Origin of the sequence: Pseudomonas sp. WS 5011 (genome assembly GCF_012985775.1) — a bacterium.
Classification (GTDB): Bacteria; Pseudomonadota; Gammaproteobacteria; order Pseudomonadales; family Pseudomonadaceae; genus Aquipseudomonas; species Aquipseudomonas peli.
Map to the genome: position 1 here is coordinate 1 of NZ_JAAQXA010000015.1, position 23,810 is coordinate 23,810.

The 23,810-nt window shown below is 60.3% G+C and carries 21 protein-coding genes; 9 read left to right on the forward strand and 12 right to left on the reverse strand.

Translation table 11 applies throughout. The features are described from left to right. Window positions 1-197: 197 nt before the first annotated feature. From HBN63_RS15625 to HBN63_RS15660, 8 genes are all read right to left on the reverse strand, one after another. Window positions 198-1,091 (reverse strand): ABC transporter permease subunit, encoded by an 894-nt coding sequence (locus HBN63_RS15625; RefSeq protein ID WP_090254539.1) that lies wholly within the window; start codon window positions 1,089-1,091, stop codon window positions 198-200. Beyond that, complete coding sequence (locus HBN63_RS15630) at window positions 1,088-1,969, reverse strand: ABC transporter permease subunit (RefSeq protein ID WP_170050147.1); 882 nt, start codon at window positions 1,967-1,969, stop codon at window positions 1,088-1,090. Before HBN63_RS15630 ends, HBN63_RS15625 begins: the two co-directional genes overlap by 4 nt. A 26-nt stretch (window positions 1,970-1,995) precedes the next feature. Continuing rightward, window positions 1,996-3,138: a polyamine ABC transporter ATP-binding protein gene (gene potA, locus HBN63_RS15635; protein WP_090254534.1), complete on the reverse strand. Its 1,143-nt coding sequence runs from the start codon at window positions 3,136-3,138 to the stop codon at window positions 1,996-1,998. A gap of 113 nt (window positions 3,139-3,251) precedes the next feature. Further along, a complete protein-coding gene (locus HBN63_RS15640) occupies window positions 3,252-4,343 on the reverse strand; it encodes a polyamine ABC transporter substrate-binding protein (protein ID WP_170050077.1) in 1,092 nt (363 codons plus the stop codon). A 68-nt stretch (window positions 4,344-4,411) separates the two neighbouring features. Next, complete coding sequence (locus HBN63_RS15645) at window positions 4,412-5,509, reverse strand: extracellular solute-binding protein (protein WP_160086609.1); 1,098 nt, start codon at window positions 5,507-5,509, stop codon at window positions 4,412-4,414. A 158-nt stretch (window positions 5,510-5,667) separates the two neighbouring features. Next, a complete protein-coding gene (locus HBN63_RS15650) occupies window positions 5,668-7,041 on the reverse strand; it encodes an aspartate aminotransferase family protein (RefSeq protein ID WP_170050078.1) in 1,374 nt (457 codons plus the stop codon). Between the two features lie 97 nt (window positions 7,042-7,138). Continuing rightward, entirely contained in the window at window positions 7,139-8,497 is a 1,359-nt protein-coding gene (locus tag HBN63_RS15655) for a glutamine synthetase family protein (protein WP_090254525.1), read from the reverse strand. Between the two features lie 43 nt (window positions 8,498-8,540). Further along, a complete protein-coding gene (locus tag HBN63_RS15660) occupies window positions 8,541-9,293 on the reverse strand; it encodes a gamma-glutamyl-gamma-aminobutyrate hydrolase family protein (protein WP_160086605.1) in 753 nt (250 codons plus the stop codon). 276 nt (window positions 9,294-9,569) lie between these two features. On the opposite strand from HBN63_RS15660, the gene HBN63_RS15665 reads away from it, so the two are divergent. Both HBN63_RS15665 and HBN63_RS15670 read left to right on the forward strand, forming a co-directional pair. Further along, a complete protein-coding gene (locus HBN63_RS15665) occupies window positions 9,570-10,946 on the forward strand; it encodes a glutamine synthetase family protein (RefSeq protein WP_090254520.1) in 1,377 nt (458 codons plus the stop codon). 164 nt (window positions 10,947-11,110) lie between these two features. Beyond that, window positions 11,111-12,169, forward strand: a complete 1,059-nt coding sequence (locus HBN63_RS15670; RefSeq protein ID WP_170050079.1) for an extracellular solute-binding protein — start codon at window positions 11,111-11,113, stop codon at window positions 12,167-12,169. 62 nt (window positions 12,170-12,231) lie between these two features. Here HBN63_RS15670 and HBN63_RS15675 read toward each other — a convergent pair whose 3' ends face one another. Continuing rightward, complete coding sequence (locus tag HBN63_RS15675) at window positions 12,232-13,596, reverse strand: CYTH domain-containing protein (RefSeq protein WP_170050080.1); 1,365 nt, start codon at window positions 13,594-13,596, stop codon at window positions 12,232-12,234. Window positions 13,597-13,708: 112 nt separating this feature from the next. On the opposite strand from HBN63_RS15675, the gene HBN63_RS15680 reads away from it, so the two are divergent. The 4 genes from HBN63_RS15680 to argA all read left to right on the forward strand — a co-directional run bounded on the left by HBN63_RS15680 (window position 13,709) and on the right by argA (window position 18,341). After that, window positions 13,709-14,386 (forward strand): TIGR00153 family protein, encoded by a 678-nt coding sequence (locus tag HBN63_RS15680; RefSeq protein WP_160014094.1) that lies wholly within the window; start codon window positions 13,709-13,711, stop codon window positions 14,384-14,386. Window positions 14,387-14,425: 39 nt separating this feature from the next. After that, a complete protein-coding gene (locus HBN63_RS15685; protein WP_160086599.1) occupies window positions 14,426-15,691 on the forward strand; it encodes an inorganic phosphate transporter in 1,266 nt (421 codons plus the stop codon). 69 nt (window positions 15,692-15,760) lie between these two features. Then, window positions 15,761-16,939, forward strand: a complete 1,179-nt coding sequence (argE, locus tag HBN63_RS15690) for an acetylornithine deacetylase (protein ID WP_170050081.1) — start codon at window positions 15,761-15,763, stop codon at window positions 16,937-16,939. A gap of 103 nt (window positions 16,940-17,042) precedes the next feature. After that, window positions 17,043-18,341 (forward strand): amino-acid N-acetyltransferase, encoded by a 1,299-nt coding sequence (gene argA, locus HBN63_RS15695; protein ID WP_090254507.1) that lies wholly within the window; start codon window positions 17,043-17,045, stop codon window positions 18,339-18,341. A 30-nt stretch (window positions 18,342-18,371) separates the two neighbouring features. Here argA and HBN63_RS15700 read toward each other — a convergent pair whose 3' ends face one another. The 3 genes from HBN63_RS15700 to trpB all read right to left on the reverse strand — a co-directional run bounded on the left by HBN63_RS15700 (window position 18,372) and on the right by trpB (window position 21,264). Next, window positions 18,372-19,004, reverse strand: a complete 633-nt coding sequence (locus tag HBN63_RS15700) for a TetR/AcrR family transcriptional regulator (protein ID WP_170050082.1) — start codon at window positions 19,002-19,004, stop codon at window positions 18,372-18,374. A 242-nt stretch (window positions 19,005-19,246) separates the two neighbouring features. Next, window positions 19,247-20,056, reverse strand: coding sequence for a tryptophan synthase subunit alpha (trpA, locus tag HBN63_RS15705; protein ID WP_170050083.1), 810 nt, complete (start codon window positions 20,054-20,056; stop codon window positions 19,247-19,249). Then, window positions 20,053-21,264, reverse strand: a complete 1,212-nt coding sequence (gene trpB, locus HBN63_RS15710; RefSeq protein WP_170050084.1) for a tryptophan synthase subunit beta — start codon at window positions 21,262-21,264, stop codon at window positions 20,053-20,055. The genes trpA and trpB overlap by 4 nt, the downstream gene beginning before the upstream one ends. A gap of 134 nt (window positions 21,265-21,398) precedes the next feature. On the opposite strand from trpB, the gene HBN63_RS15715 reads away from it, so the two are divergent. The 3 genes from HBN63_RS15715 (at window position 21,399) to HBN63_RS15725 (ending at window position 23,760) form a co-directional block, all read left to right on the forward strand. Further along, window positions 21,399-22,286: a LysR family transcriptional regulator gene (locus HBN63_RS15715; protein WP_170050085.1), complete on the forward strand. Its 888-nt coding sequence runs from the start codon at window positions 21,399-21,401 to the stop codon at window positions 22,284-22,286. Between the two features lie 110 nt (window positions 22,287-22,396). Next, entirely contained in the window at window positions 22,397-22,612 is a 216-nt protein-coding gene (locus HBN63_RS15720) for a dodecin (protein ID WP_090254497.1), read from the forward strand. A gap of 152 nt (window positions 22,613-22,764) precedes the next feature. Next, on the forward strand, window positions 22,765-23,760 hold the full coding sequence (locus HBN63_RS15725; protein WP_170050086.1) for an LLM class flavin-dependent oxidoreductase: 996 nt from the start codon (window positions 22,765-22,767) through the stop codon (window positions 23,758-23,760). The last annotated feature ends 50 nt before the right edge of the window (window positions 23,761-23,810 follow it).

A 23,810-nucleotide genomic window follows, 5' to 3' on the forward strand; every position in this document is an offset into this window, starting at 1 on the left:
CATTTCCATACTGATCACCCTGTGTTCTCCTGCTCAAAAATTGAGCAGAAGCAGTTGAACACCTGGGTCAGTTTTCAGTCGGCAGAACAGCCTCTACTGGGTCAGTTTTCGGTCAGCGGCAACACTGACTGGTCAGTGCTGCCGCAAAATGCACAAGGGCCGCTAATGCGGCCCTTGTGGGTTACTTCGAGGTGCGATCAGGCATGCACCTGCGATGGATCACGACGGCTGTCGGGGCCGTTCATTAACGCGGCACCGGTGGTTTCATCCATAGCTTGCTGCAGGGCCTTCTTGCGCTTCTCTTCGGCACGGTGGGCGAAGAACCACACCAGGAAGGTGGCGAAGGAAACTGCCAGCAGGATCAGGCTGGCCACGGCGTTGATTTCCGGCTTCACGCCCAGACGCACAGCAGAGAAGACTTCCATCGGCAAGGTCGTGGAACCAGGACCGGAGACGAAGCTGGCGAGAACCAGGTCGTCCAGCGACAGGGCAAAGGACATCATGCCGCCGGCCGCCAACGAAGGCGCAATCATCGGGATGGTGATCAGGAAGAACACCTTCCACGGTTTGGCACCCAGGTCCATGGCCGCTTCTTCGATGGACAGGTCCAGCTCACGCAGACGCGACGACACCACCACGGCCACATAGGCAGAACAGAAGGTAGTGTGGGCGATCCAGATGGTCAGCACGCCACGCTCAGCAGGCCAGCCGATCAGCTGGGCCATGGCCACGAATAGCAGCAGCAGCGATAGACCGGTGATCACCTCAGGCATTACCAGCGGCGCGGTGACCAGGCCACCGAACAGCGTACGACCCTTGAAGCGAGTGACGCGGGTCAGCACGAAGGCGGCCATGGTGCCCAGCGCTACGGCGGCAATCGCGGTGTAGCAGGCGATTTCCAACGAGCGCATGACCGAGTTCATCAACTGGGTGTTGTCCAGCAGACCCATGTACCACTTCAGCGACCAGCCGCCCCACACCGTTACCAGCCGCGAGGCGTTGAACGAGTAGATGACCAGAATCAGCATGGGCAGGTAGATAAAGGTCAGGCCGGCCCACAGCATGAAGTTGGAGAAACTGAAACGCTTCATGGTCGACCCTCCATCTCTTTCGCTTGGTTACGGTTAAACAGGATGATGGGCACGATCAGGATCGCCAGCATCACCACCGCCAAGGCAGAGGCTACAGGCCAGTCGCGGTTGTTGAAGAACTCTTGCCACAGCACCTTACCAATCATCAGGGTTTCGGGGCCGCCCAGCAGTTCCGGAATCACGAACTCACCCACCACCGGGATAAACACCAGCATGCAGCCGGCGATGATGCCGTTCTTGGCCAACGGCACGGTGATTTTCCAGAAGCTGTTATAGGTGCTCGAACCCAGATCCGCAGCCGCTTCCAGCAAGCTCTGGTCGTGTTTCACCAGGTTGGCGAACAGCGGCAGAATCATGAAGGGTAGGTACGAATAAACGATACCGATGTACACCGCCAAGTTGGTGTTGAGGATCTGCAACGGCTCGTTGATCAACCCCAACCACATCAGGAAGCCATTGAGCAGGCCGTTGTTGCTGAGAATACCCATCCAGGCGTACACGCGGATCAGGATGGCAGTCCAGGTCGGCATCATGATCAGCAGCAACAGGACCATCTGCTTGTCCTTGTCGGCGCGGGCTATCGCATACGCCATCGGGAAGCCGATGACCAAACACAACAAGGTGCTGACCGCGGCCATTTTCAGGGAGCCCAGGTAAGCAGCCAGGTACAGCGCATCTTCGCTGAGGAAGATGTAGTTACCCAGGTTGAGTACCAGGGTGAATTTGTTTTCCACCCAGCTGTACACGTCGGTGTACGGCGGGATGGCCACGTCTGCTTCGGCGAAGCTGATCTTCAGAACAATGAAGAACGGCAACATAAAGAACAGGAACAGCCAGAGGAACGGCACCCCGATAACCAGGTGCCGGCCCTTGGGCATACGGCGGCTGATGCTTCGGATAATGTTCATGAGCGCAATGCCACCCCGCTATCGTCCTCCCACCAGACGAACACTTCATCGTCCCAGGTAGGTCGGGCGCCACGCCGCTCGGCGTTGGCAACGAAGGATTGCACCACCTTGCCGCTTGGCAGCAGCACGTGGAATACCGAGTGGCCGCCGAGGTAGGCGATGTCATGCACGGTGCCGCGCGACCAGTTGTATTCGCAGGTCGGTTGCTCGGTGGTGACGATCAACTTCTCCGGGCGAATCGCGTAGGTGATGCTCTTATCCTGCACCGAGGTACTGACGCCGTGGCCGACGTAGATGTTGCGTTCCAGGTCCGGGCTGGCGATCAGTGCATGGCCTTCCATGTCCTCGACCACCTGGCCTTCGAACAGGTTGACGTTGCCGATAAATTCGCAGACCAGGCGGCTGGTCGGGGTTTCGTAGATGTCCACCGGGCTGCCGATTTGGGCGATCCAGCCCAGGTGCATGATGGCAATGCGCTGGGCCATGGTCATGGCCTCTTCCTGGTCGTGGGTCACCATGACGCAGGTTACGCCGACGCGCTCGATGATCTCGACAAGCTCAAGCTGCATCTGCGAGCGCAGCTTCTTGTCCAAAGCACCCATAGGTTCGTCGAGCAGCAACAGTTTCGGGCGCTTGGCCAGAGAACGGGCCAGAGCCACACGCTGACGTTGACCACCGGAGAGCTGGTGCGGCTTGCGCTTGGCGTACTGGGTCATGTGCACCAGTTTGAGCATCTCGTCGACGCGGGCGTCGATTTCAGCCTTAGGCAGTTTGTCCTGCTTGAGGCCGAAGGCGATGTTGTCAGCCACGCTCATGTGCGGGAACAGCGCGTAGGACTGAAACATCATGTTGATCGGCCGCTCGTAGGGCGGCAGGTCGGTAATGTCGACACCGTCCAGAATGATGCGCCCTTCTGTCGGTCGCTCGAAGCCAGCGAGCATGCGCAGCAGGGTCGATTTGCCCGAGCCGGAGCCGCCGAGCAGGGCGAAGATTTCGCCTTTGTTGATGGTCAGCGAAACGTCATCAACGGCGATGGTTTCATCAAATTTCTTGGTTACGCGCTCGATCTTGACCAGCACCTCTTTCGGTTGCTGATCACCCTCGAGAACCTTTTTATAGGCACTGGAAGCAACTGCCATTACCAAAACTCCCGCAAATAATGGGTCGTGGACCCGAATAAAATCTGCCGCGCATCACGCAGCGGGCCGTACGGTCAGGCAAAGCCTGCCGTACGCTGTGTTTCAGCTTCCGCTTACTGGCCTGACTTGATCTTCGACCAGGCGCGCGTCATCGCACGCTGGATCTTCGGAGGCAGCTCAGCAGAGATGTAGAGACGGTCCAGCACGGCTTGCGCTGGATAGACCGACGGATCGTTACGCACTTCCTGGTCCATCAGTTCGCCCGCCTTGAGGTTCGGGTTGGCGTAACCCACATAGTCGCTGACCTTGGCGATCACCGCAGGATCAAGCAAGTAGTTGATGAAGGCATGCGCTTCCTTGACGTTCTTCGCATCGGCCGGAATCGCCATCAGGTCGAACCACAGGTTGGCGCCTTCCTTGGGAATACTGTAGGCAATCTCGATGCCTTTACCGGCTTCTTCAGCACGCGCAGCTGCTTGGAATACATCGCCGGAATAACCGAATGCCACACAGATGTCGCCGTTGGCCAGGTCGCCGATGTACTTCGAGGAATGGAAATAGGTGACGTAAGGACGCACGGCCATCAGCTTGGCTTCGGCTTTCTGATAGTCCTCGGCATTGGTGCTGCGTGGGTCAAGGCCCAGGTAGTTAAGGACGGCCGGGAACATCTCGTCGGGCGAATCCATGAAGGCCACGCCGCAGGCGTTGAGCTTCTTCAGGTTCTCTGGCTCGAAGAGCATGGCCCAGGAGTCGATCTCGTCGACGCCGAGTACTTCTTTGACCTTGGCCACGTTATAGCCAATGCCATTGGTGCCCCACAGGTACGGCACCGAATACAGGTTGCCAGGATCGTTGACCTCCAGCTGCTTGAGCAGCGCGGGATCAAGGTTCTCCCAGTTCGGCAGCAGACTACGGTCGAGCTTCTGGAACGCGCCCGCTTTGATCTGCTTGCCAAGGAAATGGTTGGACGGCACCACGATGTCGTAGCCGGAACGGCCCGCCAGCAGTTTACCTTCCAGGGTTTCATTGGAGTCGAACACGTCATACATGGCTTTGATGCCAATAGCCTTCTGGAAGTCGGCCAGGGTGGTTTCGCCGATGTAGTCAGACCAGTTGTAGACATTGACTACGGGTTCAGCGGCTTGCACGGCGCTGATGCTGACGGCGGCGGCCAGCAGGCCAGCCAGAAGTGGGGTACGACGCATAGGAGCTTCCTTATTGTTGTGGGTGAATGCGGCGGAGCAAGCCGCCGCACACCGTTAGGGCTATGGCATTACTTACCCGATTTGATCTTGGTCCAGCTGCGGTTCATCGCGCGTTGCGCGTTAGCTGGCAGATCCGGGAAGGTGTAGATCTTGGCCATGGTGGCCGCGTCCGGGTAAATGCCCGGGTCGTTGCGCAGCACTTCGTCGACCAGCGGAGTGGCCGCCGCGTTGCCGTTCGGGAACTGCACGAAGTTGGTGATGTTGGCCATGACTTCTGGCTTCATCAGGTAGTTGAGGAACACGTGAGCGGCTTCGACGTTTTTCGCATCAGCCGGGATGGCCATCATGTCGAAGAAGCTACCAGCACCTTCTTTCGGGATGCTGTAGGAGATGTTCACGCCGTTCTTGGCTTCTTCAGCACGGGACTTGGACTGGTACAGGTCGCCCGAGTAGCCGATGGCCACACAGATGTTGCCATTGGCCAGGTCACCGATGTACTTGGAGCTGTGGAAGTAGGAGGTCGAGGAACGGATCGAAAGGAACAGTTCTTCGGCTTTCTTCAGCTCGGCAGCATTGGTGCTATCGGATTTGAAGCCCAGGTAGTTGAGGGCTGCCGGGAGGATTTCGGTCGGTGAATCGAGGAAGGACACACCGCAGTCTTTCAGCTTGGCGATGTTTTCCGGCTTGAACACCAGGTCCCAGGAATTGACCGGTGCGTCTTCGCCCAGAGCCGCTTTAACCTTGTCGACGTTGTAACCGATGCCGATGGTGCCCCACATGTAAGGGATCGAGTACTGATTGCCCGGATCGCTTGGGTCGAGGGCCTTGAGCAGGCTCTTATCGAGGTTTTCCCAGTTTGGCAGCTTGGACTTGTCCAGCTTCTGGAACACACCGGCCTTGATCTGCTTGGCCAGGAATGGGTTGGACGGTACCACGATGTCGTAACCGGAGCTGCCGGCCAGCAGTTTGGCTTCCAGGGTTTCGTTGCTGTCAAAGACGTCGTAGACGACCTTGATACCGGTTTCCTTCTGGAAGTTGTCGAGGGTGTCTTCTGCGATGTAGTCGGACCAGTTGTAAACGTGCAGGACCTTGTCATCCGCGTGTGCGGCACTCACTACGGCCCCAGCAAGGGACAACGCGAGAAGGGTTTTGCCGAATGTGTTCATGCGTACAGCTCCTGTTGTTGTAGTCGTTTTCCGGAAGATGCGCAGCCATCTGCAGCACCTTCCGGTGAGCCTGACCTACGCATTGGCGCAGTCTGGCAAGGTCACCACCCGTTGACAACTTTCAGACGTAAGCATCTGAAACCAATGGTAATTGAACCTTAAACCAGCACCTCTGCGGCAGTCAGGTCGAGGCATTTACGGGCCTTTTCAACCAGTTCGTCGATTTCCGCGTGGCTGATCACCAGCGGCGGCGAGATGATCATGGTGTCGCCCACGGCGCGCATGATCAGCCCATTATTAAAGCAGTGACCGCGGCAGATCATGCCAACGCCGACATCTCCGGCAAAACGTTGGCGGCTGGCCTTGTCCTGCACCAACTCAATGGCGCCCAACATGCCAACGCCACGCACTTCACCCACCAGCGGGTGATCGGCCAGTTCACGCAAACGCTTTTGCAAATACGGTGCCGTTTCTGCCTTGACGCGCTCAACAATCTTTTCTTCGCGCAGAATGCGCAGGTTTTCCAGCGCAACAGCCGCCGCAACCGGGTGCCCGGAATAAGTGAAACCGTGGTTGAAGTCACCGCCCTGGTTGAGTACCTCGACGATATCGTCGCGCACGATCAGCCCGCCCATGGGGATGTAGCCACTGGTCAGGCCTTTGGCGATGGTCATCATGTGCGGCGTATTACCGAAGTAATCGCTACCGAACCACTCGCCGGTACGACCGAAACCGCAGATCACTTCATCGGCAACAAACAGAATGTCGTACTTGGCGAGGACTTCGCGGATGCGCGGCCAGTAGCTGTCCGGCGGGATGATCACGCCGCCCGCGCCCTGGATCGGCTCGGCAATAAAGGCGGCAACATTCTCTTCGCCGACTTCGAGGATCTTCTGCTCCAGCTGGTCAGCGGCCCAGATACCGAACGCTTCGGGGCTCATATCGCCGCCTTCACCGAACCAGTACGGCTGCGGGATGTGCACGATGCCCGGAATCGGCAGGTCGCCCTGCTCATGCATGTACTTCATGCCGCCCAGGCTGGCGCCAGCCACGGTAGAGCCGTGGTAACCGTTAACCCGGCTGATGATCACCTTCTTGTTTGGCTGCCCCTTGATCGCCCAGTAATGGCGCACCATACGCAGCATGGTGTCGTTGCCTTCCGAACCCGAACCGGTGAAAAACACGTGGTTCATGCCGGCCGGAGCCAGTTCAGAAATCGCCTTGGCCAGCTCCAGCGCGGGCGGCGTGGCGGTCTGGAAGAACATGTTGTAGTAGGGCAGCTCTTGCATCTGTTTCGCGGCGGCGTCTGCCAGTTCCTTGCGACCATAACCAATCGCCACACACCAGAGCCCGGCCATGGCATCGAGGATCTTGTTGCCCTCGCTGTCCCACAGGTACACCCCGTCGGCCTTGGTGATGATGCGCGGCCCATTTTCCGCCAGCTGTTTGAAATCGCTGAACGGCGCGAGGTGGTGTTCGCGGCTCATGGCCTGCCACTCGCGGGTTTTCGGGTTGGTCACTTGACTGTTCATAACAACACCTTGATTACACAGGCTGCGTATTGCCGTAGCCCCAGAAAATTCTTGGTGGCGGCTGGCACAGGGATCACCCACGCCAGCCGCCTGAGGGTTACACCGACAGCAGCAGGAACTCACGTTCCCAGGAGCTGATGACCCGCTTGTAGTTTTCGTGCTCGGCGCGCTTCACCGCGACGTAGCCGCGCATGAATTTTTCACCCAGGAACTTCTCTGCATCCTTACAGGCTTCCATACGTTCCAGGGCGTGCTCGATGGTGATCGGCAGACGCAGGTTACGGCGCTCGTAAGCGCGGCCTTTGACCGGCGCGCTTGGCTTGAAGTCGCCGACCATGCCCATGTAGCCACACAGCAGCGAAGCCGCCAGCACCAGATAAGGGTTGGCGTCGGCACCGGCCAGACGGTTTTCCACGCGGCGGTTCTGCGGCGTGGCTTCCGGTACACGCAGGCCCACGGTGCGGTTCTCTTCGCCCCACTCGACGTTCACCGGCGCCGAGGTATCCGGCAGGAAGCGGCGGAACGAGTTGACGTTAGGTGCGAACAGCGGCAGCAGTTCGGGGATGTATTTCTGCAGGCCACCGATGTGCAGCATGAACAGTTCGCTCATGCTGCCATCCGGGTTGGAGAACAGGTTCTTGCCGGTTTTGATGTCAACCACGCTCTGGTGGATGTGCATCGCGCTGCCTGGCTGATCAGTGATCGGCTTGGCCATAAAGGTCGCGGCCACATCGTGCTTGAGCGCCGCTTCACGCATGGTGCGCTTGAACACGGTGATCTGGTCGGCCAGGTGCAGGGCCTCGCCGTGACGGAAGTTGATTTCCATCTGCGCCGGGCCGTCTTCGTGAATCAGCGTGTCGAGGTCCAGGCCCTGGATTTCACACCAGTCGTAGACGTCTTCAAACAGCGGATCGAATTCGTTGGCGGCGTCGATGGAAAACGACTGACGGCCCACTTCCGGACGCCCGGAACGGCCCATCGGCGCGACCAGCGGGAAGTCCGGGTCACTGTTGCGCTTGGTCAGGTAGAACTCCATTTCCGGCGCGACGATTGGCTTCCAGCCCTTGTCCGCGTAGAGCTTGAGCACATTCTTGAGAATGTTGCGCGGCGACAGCTCAATCGGGTTGCCCTGCTTATCAAAGGTGTCGTGAATCACCATCGCAGTCGGCTCAATGGCCCAGGGCACGAGGAATACGGCGTTCTCGTCCGGGCGGCAGAACATATCGATGTCCGCTTCGTCGAGCAGGTCGTAATAGATGTCGTCCTCGACGTAGTCGCCGGTCACGGTCTGCAGCAGCACACTCTCGGGGAGGCGCATGCCCTTCTCGTCAAGGAACTTGTTGGTCGGCGAAATCTTGCCACGGGCAATGCCGGTAAGATCGCTGATCAGGCATTCAACTTCGGTGATTTTGCGTTCTTTCAGCCAGCTCGAAAGCTGGTCTAATTTGGTGCTCATAGAGACCTCAGGGTTGGTTAGAGCCGACTTATATATAGTCGGCTCAGCGTTGCCCCGCCGTCTTCCTGCAAGCCTCACCAAAGGCCTGGAAGATGGCGAGATAATTCGGGTTGGATCGTACCTGCCATTCAGGGTGCCATTGCACCCCCAATGCGAAGCTTTTGGCACCTTCGACGGAGAAGGCTTCGATCAACCCGTCAGGCGCCAGTGCTTCTACGCGAAGGCCCGGCGCCAGACGCTGAACGCCCTGGCCATGAATGGAATTGACTTGAATCTCGTCCGGCAAGCCGATGCCGGCGAGCAGCCCGCCCGGCTGCACATGCAGCGCGTGACGCAGGCCATATTGCTGTTCTGCGGGCAGGTCACTCGGCTCGCGGTGATCCATAAGCCCAGCAACCTCGTGTACACGCTGGTGCAGCGCGCCACCGAAGGCCACATTCATCTCCTGAAAGCCACGGCAAATGCCAAGCACCGGGATACCGGCGGCAATTGCTGCTTTAATCAAGGGAAGGGTTGTACTGTCACGCGCCGGATCATGGGCGGTGCCGGGTTCGCTGGCGTCGCCAGCGTAGTGGTGCGGTTCGACGTTGGATGGCGAGCCGGTAAAAACCAGGCCATCGAGGTGCTGCAGCAGGTAGGCCTGATCCAGTTGCTCACCCAGTGCAGGAATGATCACTGGCATACCGCCAACCACCTGTACGATGGCCTGCAAGTATTTATCGCCTGCGGTGTGGTAGATGTTGTGCCCGATCTGCTTGGTGCAGGCACTAACGCCGATAATCGGCTGGCGCGACATGAGACACCCGTTTTATTGCTGTTATGGGTTTCGACCGAGCTTAGCCTTGTTCATTTTTTTTCACAATAGTCATGTAAAAAATTGAACACACCCGACTGAGCACCCCGGCAGGCAAGGCTTTGAGGAGGGCTGTACTGCCCTGCAATGCCCTAAAACTGGCCATCGAGCACCCTTTTGGGGCAAAATGCGCCTCTCTTGACAGCACCAGGTGTTTAAGATTGACTCACACCTGTGCAGTTGCATGATTGATATTTTTAACAAAAAAGGTGTTGCATCATGTCGGTACCCCCGCGTGCCGTTCAGCTTAACGAAGCGAACGCGTTCCTTAAGAAACATCCTGAGGTCCTGTTCGTCGACCTTCTGATCGCAGATATGAATGGTGTGGTGCGCGGCAAGCGTATCGAGCGTGCGAGCCTGCATAAGGTTTACGAGCGCGGCATTAATCTCCCGGCGTCCCTATTCGCCCTCGATATCAACGGCTCAACAGTGGAAAGCACTGGCCTGGGTCTGGATATCGGTGACGCTGACCGGGTCTGCTTTCCCATCCCCAACACCCTAAGCAATGAGCCTTGGCAGAAGCGCCCAACTGCGCAACTGTTGATGACCATGCACGAAATGGAAGGCGAGCCGTTCTTTGCCGACCCACGGGAAGTGTTGCGTCAGGTGGTGGCGAAGTTCGACGAACTGGGCCTTACGATTTGCGCAGCCTTTGAACTTGAGTTCTACCTGATCGACCAAGCCAACGTGAACGGCCGGCCGCAGCCACCGCTGTCGCCGCTGTCAGGTAAGCGCCCACAGTCGACCCAGGTGTACCTGATTGACGACCTCGACGAATACGCCGAGTGCCTTCAGGACATCCTTGAAGGCGCCAAAGAGCAGGGCATCCCTGCTGACGCCATCGTCAAGGAAAGCGCGCCGGCGCAGTTCGAAGTGAACCTGCACCACGTGGCAGACCCGATCAAGGCCTGCGACCACGCGCTGCTGCTCAAGCGCCTGGTGAAAAACATCGCTTACGACCATGAGATGGACACCACCTTCATGGCCAAACCGTACCCCAACCAGGCGGGTAACGGTCTGCATGTGCACATTTCGATTCTCGACAAGCAGGGCAACAATATCTTCGCCTGCGATGACCCCGAGCAGAATGACGCCTTGCGCCATGCCATCGGCGGCGTATTGGAAACCATGCCAGCGTCAATGGCGTTCCTCTGCCCGAACGTCAACTCCTACCGTCGTTTCGGCGCGCAGTACTACGTGCCGAACTCGCCATGCTGGGGCATCGACAACCGTACGGTGGCCTTGCGTGTACCGAACGACACAGCCGACGCGGTGCGCATCGAACATCGCGTTGCCGGTGCCGATGCCAACCCGTACCTGCTGATGTCAGCCGTGCTGGCGGGCGTGCACCATGGCCTGACCAACAAGATCGAGCCAAACGCCCCCGTAGAAGGCAACTCCTACGAGCAGAACGAGCAGAGCCTGCCGAACAACCTGCGCGATGCCCTGCGCGAGCTGGACGACAGTGAAGTGCTGGCTCGTTATATCGACCCGAAATACATCGACATCTTCGTCGCCTGTAAGGAAAGCGAGTTGGCCGAGTTTGAAAACTCGATCTCCGACCTCGAATACAACTGGTACTTGCACACGGTTTGATGCAACACCCAACGCCGGCCATTGAGCCGGCGTTTTTTATGGCACTGGCCATTTTATTCCGCGCGCTGCGCAGCCCTGCCGCTTATTCACGCCCCGGCGTGATGACGGGCAGGTTGCGCCGCGCGTTTCAGCTGACGCGACTTCACACTACTCAGGAGACCTCCATGCCTCGCCTGTTTGCCGCATTGCTACTTGCCCTGACGCCTATGCTGGCCAGCGCCGAAGAGGTGATTCGCGTCTACAACTGGAACGACTACATCGCCCCGCAGGTGCTGAAAGACTTCGAGGCCGAAACAGGCATCCGCATCGACTACCACACCTACAGCACCGCTGAAGAGTTGGCGGCGGTGCTGGCAACCGGTGAAGCGATTGATGTTGCCGTGCCGTCGCACGACGCCCTGCCAGCGATGATCAAGAGCGGCACCCTGCAACCGCTGGATTTCAGCCTGCTGCCCAACCGCAAACACCTCGACAAGCAGCTGCTCAGCACCCTGGTCGCCCTCGACCCCGCCAATCGTCATGCAGTGCCCTACCTATGGGGCGCGGTCGGGCTGGCAATCAACACGCCGCAGGCCGAAGCAGCCTTTGGCGGCCCACTGCCCAATAGCTGGAGCCTGCTATTTGATGCGGAGCAAAGTGCGCGTCTCGCCAGTTGCGGCATCAGCGTGCTGGACGCTCCTGACGAGACCCTGACCCTGCTACTCAACTATCAGGGCCGCAGCCTGGCGCGCAGCGCGCCGAGCCGCATCGAACGGTCCAGCCGTGTCTTGGATGGTTTGCGGCCGAACCTGCGCTACGTCGACAGCGAGCGCTATATCGAGGATCTCAACCAGGGCAAGTTGTGTGTGGCCATGGCCTGGGTCGGTGATGCCCTGGCCGCCGCGGATGCCGGGCAGCCCGTGCGCTTTTTAGTGCCGGATGAAGGCTCGATCCTGTTTATCGACAACCTGGTGATTCCCAGCAGCGCCACGCGCGTCGATCTGGCGCATCGTTTTATCGATTACCTGATGCAGCCCAAGGTGGCTGCATTGATCACCGCCGAAACCCTGTACCCCAGTGGCAATGCTGATTCGCGCGAGTTTCTTGACGAAGCCCTGCGCAACCAGCCCGACCTCTACCCGGACCGCGATACCAAACGCCGCTTGCATCCGCTGGAAACCCTGCCAGAAAAGCACAGCGCAACGCGCGACGCCGTGTGGACGCGCTTTCGGGATGGCAGTTGAGTGATGCGAAAAGAGCCCGGGGATGATCCGGGCTCCTGAAAAAGCCGACAGCAACGCGGCCGTTACTTGACCAGCTGACGCCAGGCTTTAAGCGAACCAATGGTCAGCAGCTGCGCCTTGCGCGCCTCTAGCACGTCCGGATTGATGGACTGATTGGCCAGCTCCACCAACTTGTTGAGCTCGCCATACAGGCGATCGACCTCGGGCACCTCCAGCACACTGCGCGCCAGGTGCAACCAAACCAGCAGGCGCTCGATACGTGGCAGCTGCTCGGCAAGGTCTTCCGGCTGCTGCACATAACGCCGCAGCTGCAAGGCCTCGCCTTCATCCGCAACTAGAGTTGGCAGCCAGTTGCCCAGGGGCGCTGCGCCCTGACGATTACCCCGATTGTTACGCTCCACCGTCCAGCTGCGCGCCAACAACCAGCGCGACAGATTCAGAGAAAACAGCCCCCAGCGATTACCCTGCAACTCGGCAGCGAACAACGCCGGTGCATTCTTGCGCAGGCTGTCATTGTCCTGGCCGGCCAGAACGCGTGGGCGCCACTCCAACAACAGGGCATCCAATAGCTCGCGCAGCGCATGACTGCTGGCGCGCGGCGCCGCCTGGCCTAGACTGCCGAGCAATGCACGTAGACCGATCAGTTGCTCCAGCCAATCGACCAGCAAACGCCAGTGGCCATTGAAGCGGTACTGTTCGGCCAGGCGCTGGCTGCTGCCCAGCAGGTGCCAGGCCAGTGCCGCAACGCTGTCATCCAGACTGGTTTGCGCAGTCAGGCTCGGCGCCGGCAGATTCAGGCTGTAGCTGCAGGCATCGAACAGGCGATAACCGCGCTCGGCCTTGCTGATATCGCAGGGCATCAGCGCCAGGTCGGCCGCCAGCTCGGCGGCCAGCTCCAGCAATGCCTCAGGCTCACCCTGGCGCAGCTCAAGCTCCAGCTCGCAGATTTCCTCTTCGCCTTCACCAGCAATCACCTTGCCTAGGTCCAGTGCGGCTTCGATCACCACCTTGGCTTTGCCGCGACCCCAGGCGATTTCCGCCTTCTCACGGATAAAGTCGGTGGTGAAGATCGGCATCAGCTGTTTCTTGTCCAGGTCGACCAAGGCCGCCGGCCAGCAGCTGTCATCGAGTTTTTTCAGGTCCAGCTTGGCCTTGGCCAGGTTCCAGTCCCACTCATTGCGCTCGGACAAACCGGCCACGCTCTGCCCGCGGGTTTTCAGGGTCTGGATAAACTGCTCGCCGTCACGGCGCACGCGCAGGGCGACCTTGGCCGCAGCCAGGTCACGCTCGGGGGTATCAAAATACTGATTGAACAGTTCGCGCTGCTCCCAACCACTCTTGTTGCGCTTCTTCAGCAACGGGTGATCACGCAGGGCGGCCAGGGTTTCACGGCTAACCCGCAGTTTGATTTCGGTTTCTTTGTTCATGATGGTGGGAATCAACGCCTACTATGAAATTGTGACAGTCCGATTACATGCGCTGGCGAGCCTGCGGACTGATCCGTATACTTGCCGCCTTCTTAACGCCGGGGTTCACCCTATGCCAGTCAATCCATTTGCCAGCCTGTTTGGCCGTTCACCGATTGGGCCGATGCAAAAACACTTTGCTAAAGCCCATGAGTGCGCAGCCAATCTGGTGCCTTTCTTCGAAGCCGTGATGGTTGAAGATTGGGCCAAGGTGGAACAGGTACAACAGGAAATGGCCAGCCTCGAACATGAGGCCGACAAGCTCAAGAAAAGTGTGCGTTTGCACCTGCCCAAGAGCCTGTTCCTGCCCGTACCGCGCTCGGATCTGCTTGAGCTGCTGAGTGTACAGGACAAAGTCGCCAACCGCGCCAAGGACATCGCCGGCCTTATGCTGGGCCGCGAAATGGCCATTCCACAGGCTCTTCAGCCGCTGATGCGGGCCTTTGTGCAGCGCACTGTAGATGCCAGCGCACAAGCGCTGAAAGCCATGAACGAGCTCGATGAGCTGCTGGAAACCGGCTTTGGTGGCCGTGAAGCGGCGCTGGTCGAATCCATGGTCATGGAGTTGGAACAAATCGAGCGTGACACCGACAAGATGCAGATCGAAGTACGGCGCGCGCTGTTCAAACTGGAAAAGGACCTTCCCGCTGTCGATGTGATGTTCCTCTACAAGATCATCGAATGGATCGGCGACGTAGCCGACCGTGCCGAACGTGTCGGCAACCGACTGGAACAACTGCTGGCGCGCTAAGCGCCAGTGTCCTTTCTGGAATCTACGGATTAATTATTTATGTCTCTGATTGCGGACTACGGCCTCGTATTGCTGCTGCTTGCCTGTCTCTTTGGTTTTTTCATGGCCTGGGGTGTGGGCGCCAACGACGTGGCCAACGCCATGGGTACTTCGGTCGGCTCTAAAGCCCTGACCATCAAACAGGCGATCCTGATCGCCATGGTCTTCGAGTTCGCCGGTGCCTATCTGGCCGGTGGCGAAGTGACCGAAACCATCAAGAGCGGCATTGTCGATGCGTCGATGATCAGCCCGGACCTGATGGTGCTGGGCATGATGTCGGCCCTGCTGGCGGCCGGCACCTGGCTGCTGGTGGCGTCGACCAAGGGCTGGCCGGTGTCGACCACTCACTCCATCGTCGGCGCAGTCATCGGCTTCGCAGCCGTTGGTGTGTCCATGGACGCGGTGCACTGGGACGGCGTGGGTCCCATCGTCGCCAGCTGGGTGGTGTCCCCAGTGCTGTCGGGTATCGTCGCCTTTGGCCTGTTCGTCAGCGTACAGAAGCTGATTATCGACACCGATAACCCCTTCCTCAACGCCAAACGCTTCGTGCCGCTGTACATGTTTGCCACCGGCTTCATGGTCAGCATCATGACCCTGACCAAAGGCCTCAAGCACATTGGCCTGGACCTCTCCACGACCGAGGGCTTCTTCCTGTCGCTCGGTGTCGGTGGCCTGATCATGCTGCTGGGCATCGTCCTGCTTAGCCGGATCAAGATCGATGTCGAAGCAGACAAAGACTTCCACTACGCCAGCGTGGAGAAAGTCTTCGCCGTGCTGATGATCTTCACCGCATGCGCCATGGCCTTCGCCCACGGCTCCAACGACGTAGCCAACGCCGTAGGCCCACTGGCGGCCATTGTCGGGGTGATCCAGTCCGGTGGCGAAATGGCCGTTGGCGCCAAATCGGCCGTACCCGGCTGGGTATTGCTGCTCGGCGCCGTGGGTATCGTCATTGGCCTAGCCACCTACGGCTACAAGGTGATCGCGACCATCGGCAAGGAAATCACCGAGCTGACCCCAAGCCGTGGTTTTGCCGCTGAACTGGCCACCGCCACCACCGTGGTTGGCGCCTCGGCCATCGGCCTGCCGGTGTCCACTACCCACACCCTGGTCGGCGCGGTACTCGGTGTCGGCCTGGCGCGCGGCATTGGCGCGCTGAACCTTGGCGTGATTGGCAAGATCTTTATGTCCTGGCTGATCACCCTGCCCGTGGGTGCTGCGCTGTCGATTCTGTTCTTCTACATCCTGCGCGGCGTTTTCCTCTAAACACCCGCTGCACGGTTTTATCTGCGCAGGCGATGGCCCTATGATGGGTCTCGCTTGCGGAGATGACCGATGCCCCTGCCTTCTTTCAAAGACCAATTCGCCGCCCTGATCGCCGCGCCATCGGTGAGCTGTACCCAGGCGCATTGGGACCAGTCCAACCGCGCCGTTATTGAGCTGCTAGCAAGCTGGCTCGGCGACCTCGGTTTCGCCTGCGATGTGCAGCAAGTCGCCCACGGCAAATTCAATCTGCTTGCCAGCTACGGCTCTGGTCCAGGCGGCCTGGTGCTGGCCGGGCACAGCGACACCGTGCCGTTCGACGCCGCGCTGTGGCAGACCGACCCGCTCAAGCTCACCGAAGTCGATAGCCGCTGGGTGGGCCTCGGCAGTTGCGATATGAAGGGCTTTTTCGCCCTGATCATCGAAGCCGTACAACCGCTGCTGGAGCAGCGTTTCCAGCAACCGCTGCTGATTCTTGCCACCTGCGATGAAGAAAGCTCGATGTCCGGGGCCCGAGCCCTGGCACAAGCCGGACAGCCGCTGGGCCGTGCGGCAGTGATCGGCGAGCCGACCGGCCTCAAGCCCATCCGCCTGCACAAGGGCATTATGATGGAGCGCATCGATATTCTTGGGCAAAGCGGCCACTCTTCCGACCCGAGCCTCGGCCACAGCGCCCTGGAAGCCATGCAGGACGTGATGATCGAGCTGCGCGGCCTGCGTGCGCAGTGGCAGCGCGAGTACAACAATCCACAATTCAGCGTGCCCACGCCGACCCTGAACTTCGGCTGCATCCACGGCGGCGACAACCCCAACCGCATCTGCGGCCAATGCTCGCTGGAATTCGACCTGCGCCCGCTGCCGGGCATGCAGCCAGAAGCCCTGCGCGCGGCGATCCGCCAGAAGCTGCAACCGTTAGCTGAGCAGCATCAGGTGAAGATCGATTTCGCCCCGCTGTTTCCCAGCGTGCCGCCCTTCGAGCAAAACGCCGACAGTGAGCTGGTGCGCATTGCCGAGCGTCTGACCGGACACAGCGCCACAGCGGTGGCATTTGCCACCGAAGCGCCTTATCTTCAGCAGCTTGGCTGCGAAACCCTGGTACTCGGCCCTGGCGATATCGACTGCGCCCACCAGCCTGGCGAGTACCTGGAAATGTCACGTTTGCAGCCTACTGTGCGTCTGCTGCAACAGCTGATCGAACACTACTGCCTGCAAACCAAACAACCTGAGTCATCCGGAGGAGAGAACGCGTGAAGCTGCCCCAACTGCGACGATAAAACCGCTGCTCTCGGCTGCCGCCTGGCGCGACCTTGCGCCCCTCCCATGCGTTCCGTATTCGACACAGGTTCTTCAAGCAATGCACGACCACGTCAACTGGCTCCGCCACGCTTCGCCCTATATCAATGCCCACCGTGACTGCACCTTTGTGGTGATGCTGCCGGGCGAGGGTGTTGCCCACCCGAATTTCGGCAATATCGTCCACGACCTGGTGCTGCTGCACAGCCTCGGCGTACGCCTGGTACTGGTGCACGGCTCACGCCCGCAGATCGAGGCACGCCTGGCCAACAACGGCCTCACTCCACGCTTTCACCGTGACCTGCGGATCACCGACAGCCCGACCCTGGAATGCGTGATCGATGCCGTCGGCCAGCTGCGCATCGCCATCGAAGCCCGCCTATCGATGGACATGGCGCGCTCGCCGATGCAGGGCTCGCGCCTGCGCATTACCAGCGGCAACTTCGTCACTGCGCGGCCGATTGGCGTGGTCGATGGCGTCGACTATCACCATACCGGCGAAGTGCGTCGCATCGACCGCAAAGGCATCAATCGCCAGCTGGATGAGCGCAGCATCGTGCTGCTGTCGCCACTGGGTTACTCGCCTACCGGTGAGATCTTCAACCTCGCCTGCGAAGACGTCGCCACCCGCGCCGCCATCGACCTGGACGCCGACAAGCTGCTGCTGTTCGGCGCCGAGTGCGGCCTGCTCGACGAAGCTGGCAAGCTGGTGCGCGAACTGCGCCCGCAGCAGGTACCCGCGCACTTGCTGCGCCTGGGCAGCAGCTACCAGGCTGAACTGCTGGATGCCGCCGCCGAAGCTTGCAAGGCCGGGGTACGCCGCAGCCATATCGTCAGCTATGCCGAAGACGGTGCGCTGCTTAGCGAACTGTTCACCCGCACCGGCAACGGCACTCTGGTGGCGCAGGAGCAGTTTGAATCGCTGCGCGAAGCGACCATCGAAGATGTTGGCGGCCTGATGGAGCTGATCACCCCGCTGGAAGACCAAGGCATTCTGGTGCGCCGCTCACGCGAGGTACTGGAGCGTGAGATCGAGCAGTTCAGCATCGTCGAACGTGAAGGGCTGATCATCGCCTGCGCCGCGCTGTACCAGATTGCCGACTCGGATTTCGGCGAGCTGGCGTGCCTGGCGGTCAACCCGGCCTACCGCCATGGCGGACGCGGTGATGAATTGCTCGAACGCATCGAAGAACGCGCCCGCGCCCAGGGCCTGAAGACCCTGTTCGTACTCACCACGCGCACCGCGCATTGGTTCCGCGAACGCGGCTTTATGCCCAGCAGTGTCGACCGTCTGCCGGCTGCGCGCGCCTCGCTGTACAACTACCAGCGCAACTCGCAGGTGTTTGAAAAGGCGCTCTGAACGAGCTGTGGTGGAAATTGAAAAGGGCGCTTACAGCGCCCTTTTTGGTAGATGGGGTGGCAGATAGAGACTGAGATAGGCATCGAACACCCGTATGCCTTCCTCAGCCATGCGCGGGGTGATGGCGCCGTGCAGTTGCACCGAGCGGGCATAGACGCGGTCGCCCAGCTCCATGGCCAGGGCGAACACATCAACATCTTGTGGCAGCTGCGGCAGCGGGAAGTGGTGATCGAACAACTGCTGCATCAACTGGCCCAGCTCGATATCGTGCTGACGATCCGCCTGGGTCACTTCCGCCAGGCCGTGCTGCGCCAAAATCAACTGGCGCGCGGCGGCATCGGCGGCATAGATCGCCAGCATGCGCTGCTCCACTAAACGCGACAGGTCACGCCAGTCGCGCAGTTGCGCATGTTCAATCGGTTCCTGCAGGCAGGCGCGAAACGCGCTGTGAATGTCTGCCGTCAGCCCTTCCAGTAAGGCGGGCACACTGGCGAAGAAGTGGTACACCGAAGACGGCGGAATCTGCGCGCGCTCAGCCACGCTGTAGATCGACAGGCTGACCACACCCTGCTCGGCCAGCAACTCACGGGCAGCGGCAAGGATGCCGGCGATGCGGCTCTGGCTACTGGCGCGGGGTTTGCGAGCTACAGGGGAGCGTGACATGGCGGGACTCGGAGCAAGGAAATAGGGCAGATGACATTTCGCCGCCTACCCTACACCGAACCCATAGCCCGGATAAAATCCGGCAACGCTTTTCATGGCAAGAAATGCTGCGAATGACCTCCCGCATAGCGGGAGCCATACGAGGTAGATCAGGGTAAATAGGGTGGATAACGCTTTTTTCATCCACCGATGCAGCGGTGGATGGGTGGAGCGTCCGCTAGGAGCTCCGCCCACCCCAGGACTCAGGCGCGCGCGCCGCGCACCCCTTCAGCCAACGCCGCACACAGGCTCAGCACACCGTCTACAGCCAGCTCGTCGCTGCTGGCATTGGCGATCTGGTCGATCAATGCCGAACCGACCACCACGCCTTCGGCCAGACGTGCGATGGTCGCCGCATGCTCCGGGGTGCGGATGCCAAAACCGATGCACAGCGGCAGGTCAGTGTGGCGACGCAGGCGGGTGACCGCTTGCTCAACGTGGTCCAGAGTGGCCGAGCCGGCACCGGTCACACCGGCAACCGATACGTAGTAGACAAAGCCCGAGCTGCCGTTCAGCACTTTCGGCAGGCGTTTGTCGTCGGTGGTCGGTGTGGTCAGACGGATAAAGTCCAGGCCCGCCGCCTGCGCTGGGTCGCACAGGTCAGCGTTATGCTCGGGCGGCAGGTCGACCACGATCAAGCCATCGACGCCGGCGTCTTTGGCTTCGGCAATAAAGCGCGCCACGCCGTATTTGTGGATTGGGTTGAAGTAGCCCATCAGCACCAGCGGGGTCACCTGCTCGCCTTCGCGGAACTCACGAACCATCTGCAGAGTTTTCGCCAGGTCCTGACCGTTGTCCAAGGCGCGAATATTGGCCAGTTGGATCGCCGGACCATCGGCCATTGGATCGGTGAAGGGCATACCCAGCTCAATCACATCCGCGCCGGCGGCAGGCAGACCCTTGAGGATGGCCAGCGAGGTGTCGTAGTTCGGGTCTCCACCGGTGACGAAGGTCACCAGGGCCGCGCGGTTCTGTTGTTTCAGCTCGGCAAAGCGGCTTTGCAGGCGGCTCATGCGTGCTTCTCCTGTTGTTCCATGTGGTGCACGATGGTTTGCATGTCCTTGTCGCCGCGGCCGGAGAGGTTAATCACCATCAGGTGATCCTTGGGCAGGTTCGGCGCGCGCTTGAACACTTCAGCCAGGGCGTGAGCGGTTTCCAGGGCCGGGATAATGCCCTCCTGGCGGCAGCAAATGTGGAAGGCTTCGAGGGCTTCAGTGTCGGTCACCGAGGTGTACTCGACGCGGCCGACTTCATGCAACCAGGCGTGTTCCGGGCCGATGCCGGGGTAATCGAGGCCGGCGGAAATCGAGTGTGCGTCGATGATCTGGCCATCGTCACTCTGCAGCAGGAAGGTACGGTTGCCGTGCAGCACGCCCGGTACGCCGCCGTTGAGGCTGGCCGCGTGTTTGCCGGTTTCGATGCCATGGCCAGCTGCTTCCACGCCGATGATCTTCACGTCTTTGTCATCGAGGAAGGGGTGGAACAGGCCAATGGCGTTGGAGCCACCGCCAATGCAAGCGATCAGGCTGTCCGGCAGGCGACCTTCCTGGGCGAGCATCTGGTCGCGGGTTTCCTTGCCGATGACTGCCTGGAAATCGCGGACCATCGCCGGGTACGGGTGCGGGCCGGCCACGGTGCCGATCATGTAGAAGGTGGTGTCGACGTTGGTCACCCAGTCACGCAGGGCTTCGTTCATCGCATCTTTCAAGGTGCCAGTACCGGCGACTACAGGCACCACGGTGGCGCCCATCAGCTTCATACGCAGTACGTTGGCGTTTTGCCGATGGATGTCGGTGCTGCCCATGAAGATCACGCACTCCATGCCAAACCGTGCTGCGACGGTGGCAGTGGCAACGCCGTGCATGCCGGCGCCGGTCTCGGCGATGATGCGTTTTTTGCCCATGCGCTTGGCCAACAGCACCTGGCCGATGCAGTTGTTGATCTTGTGCGCGCCGGTGTGGTTCAGCTCTTCACGCTTGAAGTAGATCTTCGCACCACCGCACATCTCGGTCAGGCGCTCGGCGAAATACAGCGGGCTCGGACGGCCGACGAAATCACGCTGGAAGTAGGCCAGCTCCTTCTGGAACTCGGGGTCGAGCTTGGCTTTCTCGTACTCATCGGCCAGGTCGTGGATCAGCGGCATTAGGGTTTCGGCAACATATTGGCCGCCGAACGAGCCGAACAGGCCGTTGGCATCAGGACCAGCGCGGAAGGAAGTCATGGCGTTCTCCTCAGAAAATTCGGGCGCGTTTGGCAGGCCATCGGCCTGCTTCTACGGCAATGGACACAGGATAAAGCTGTGGCGTGCGCGGCAAAAGCGATAAGATTGCCGCAACCTGTTAGGAAAACTCACAGATGAGCCAAGACCTTCCGCCACTTAATGCCTTGCGCGCCTTCGAAGCCGCTGCCCGATTGAACAGCGTCAGCCAGGCGGCTAACGAACTGAACGTCACTCATGGCGCAGTCAGCCGGCAAGTGCGCAGCCTGGAAGAGCACCTGGGCGTGGCCTTGTTCAGCAAGGAAGGTCGTGGCCTTAAACTCACAGATTCGGGCATTCGTCTGCGCGATGTCAGCGCCGAACTGTTCAACCGCCTGCGCAGCACCTGCGCCGAACTGCAGCAGGGGCAAGCCGATGCGCCGTTTGTGCTGGCCTGCCCGGGCAGCCTGTTGGCGCGCTGGTTTATTCCGCGCCTGGACCGGCTCAACCGCGAGCTGCCAGAACTGCGCCTGCAGCTGTCCGCCAGCGAAGGTGACCTGGACCCGCGCCGCAGCGGGGTGGACGCCACACTGTGGTTCGCCGAACCGCCGTGGCCGGCGGATATGCAGGTGTTCGAGCTGGCCGCCGAGCGCATCGGCCCGGTGCTCAGCCCGCGTTATGCGCAGTTCGCGGCACTGCATCAGGCTGCCGCCGCCGCCCTGCTCGGCGAGCCCTTGCTGCACACCAGCTCGCGGCCGCAAGCCTGGCCCAGCTGGGCCGCCAGTAACGGGCTGGATTCCAGCACGCTGAAGCTCGGCCAGGGTTTCGAGCATCTTTATTACTTGCTGGAAGCCGCCGCCGCAGGCCTCGGCGTGGCCATCGCACCACAGCAACTGGTCGCCGATGATCTGACCGCCGGTCGTCTGGTCGCGCCTTGGGGCTTTGTCGAAACCAGCGCACGCTTGGCGCTTTGGGTGCCAATACGCAGCCGCGATAACCGCGCCGAACGCTTGGCGCAGTGGCTGCGCAAGGAACTGGAGCGTTAGCAGGCGTCACCGGCAAACGGGCAGACCAAGTGCGACTAATCTGAACTTTAGCGTTCAGCGGTGGGACTCAATTAGATGACCCACCCGTTCAACCACCTGGGAGAGCTGCAATGTCCGATCATCACACCTACAAGAAAATCGAAATCGTCGGTTCCTCGAAAGTCAGCATCGAAGATGCCATCGAAAATGCCCTGGCCGAATGCGCCAAGTCGGTACGCAACATGGACTGGTTCGAGGTGGTGGAAACCCGCGGGCACATCGTGGATGGCAAGGTCGGCCATTACCAGGTCACCCTGAAAATCGGCTTCCGCCTGAGCAATAGCTGAGTCTATACGCATGCGGTCATGCCACACATGGCCGCAGATCCATCCACCCCACGCACCTTGTCCCTTGGAATCTGCAGAAAAAGCCCCACTATCTAACTAAGGTATTGGCGCTTTGTGGCGCCCGAACGCACGGATAACCCACAGGCAGCCCGATGAGCGCACTCGCACAGAGCAAATTCTCCACCCTGGACCTCGCCCCGATTCGCGATGACGGCAACGCCGCCCAGGCCCTGCACAATTCCCTGGCGCTGGCGCAGCATGTCGAGCGCCTGGGCTTCGAGCGTTTCTGGGTGGCCGAACACCACAATATGGATGGCATCGCCAGTTCAGCCACCGCCGTGCTGCTCGGCTACCTGGCAGCTGGCACGTCGAAGATTCGCCTGGGCTCCGGCGGGGTAATGCTGCCAAACCATGCACCGCTGGTGATCGCCGAGCAGTTTGGCACCCTGGCCACGCTCTATCCCGGCCGCATCGAGCTGGGCCTGGGTCGCGCGCCGGGGGCCGATCACTTCACCGCCCAGGCGCTGCGCCGCGACCGGATTGGCAACGCCGATGACTTCCCAGCGGATGTTGCAGAGCTGCAGCGCTACCTTGGGCCGCGCACGCCGGATCAGCGGGTGATCGCCATGCCTGGCAGCGACACCAATGTGCCAATCTGGCTGCTCGGCTCCAGCCTGTTCAGCGCCCAGCTGGCTGGTGAGAGGGGCCTGCCTTACGCCTTCGCCTCGCACTTCGCGCCGCGCTATATGCATGAGGCGATTCGCGTCTACCGCAATCACTTCAAGCCCTCTGAGGTGCTCGACAAACCCTATGTAATGCTCGGCGTACCGCTGATCACTGCCGACACAGATGAACAGGCTGAATACCTGGCCACCTCGGCCTACCAGCGCATCCTCGCGCTGATTCGTGGCCAGAGTCTGGTGCAGAGACCGCCCGTTACCAGCATGCAGGGCTTGTGGTTGCCGCATGAAAAAGAAGCAGTGAGCAGCTTCCTCGGCATGGCGATGATCGGCGGCCCGGAGAAGGTGCGCGCACGCCTGGAAGTGCTACTGGAACAGACCGGTGCCGATGAACTGATTTTCACCTGCGACCTGTACGACTTTGCCGACCGACTGCATGCATTCGAGCTGGTCGCGCAACTGCGTTAACCGACTGGCGGGACTTTTTTTTCGAACTTGTGCCACCTCAGCCTGCTCTC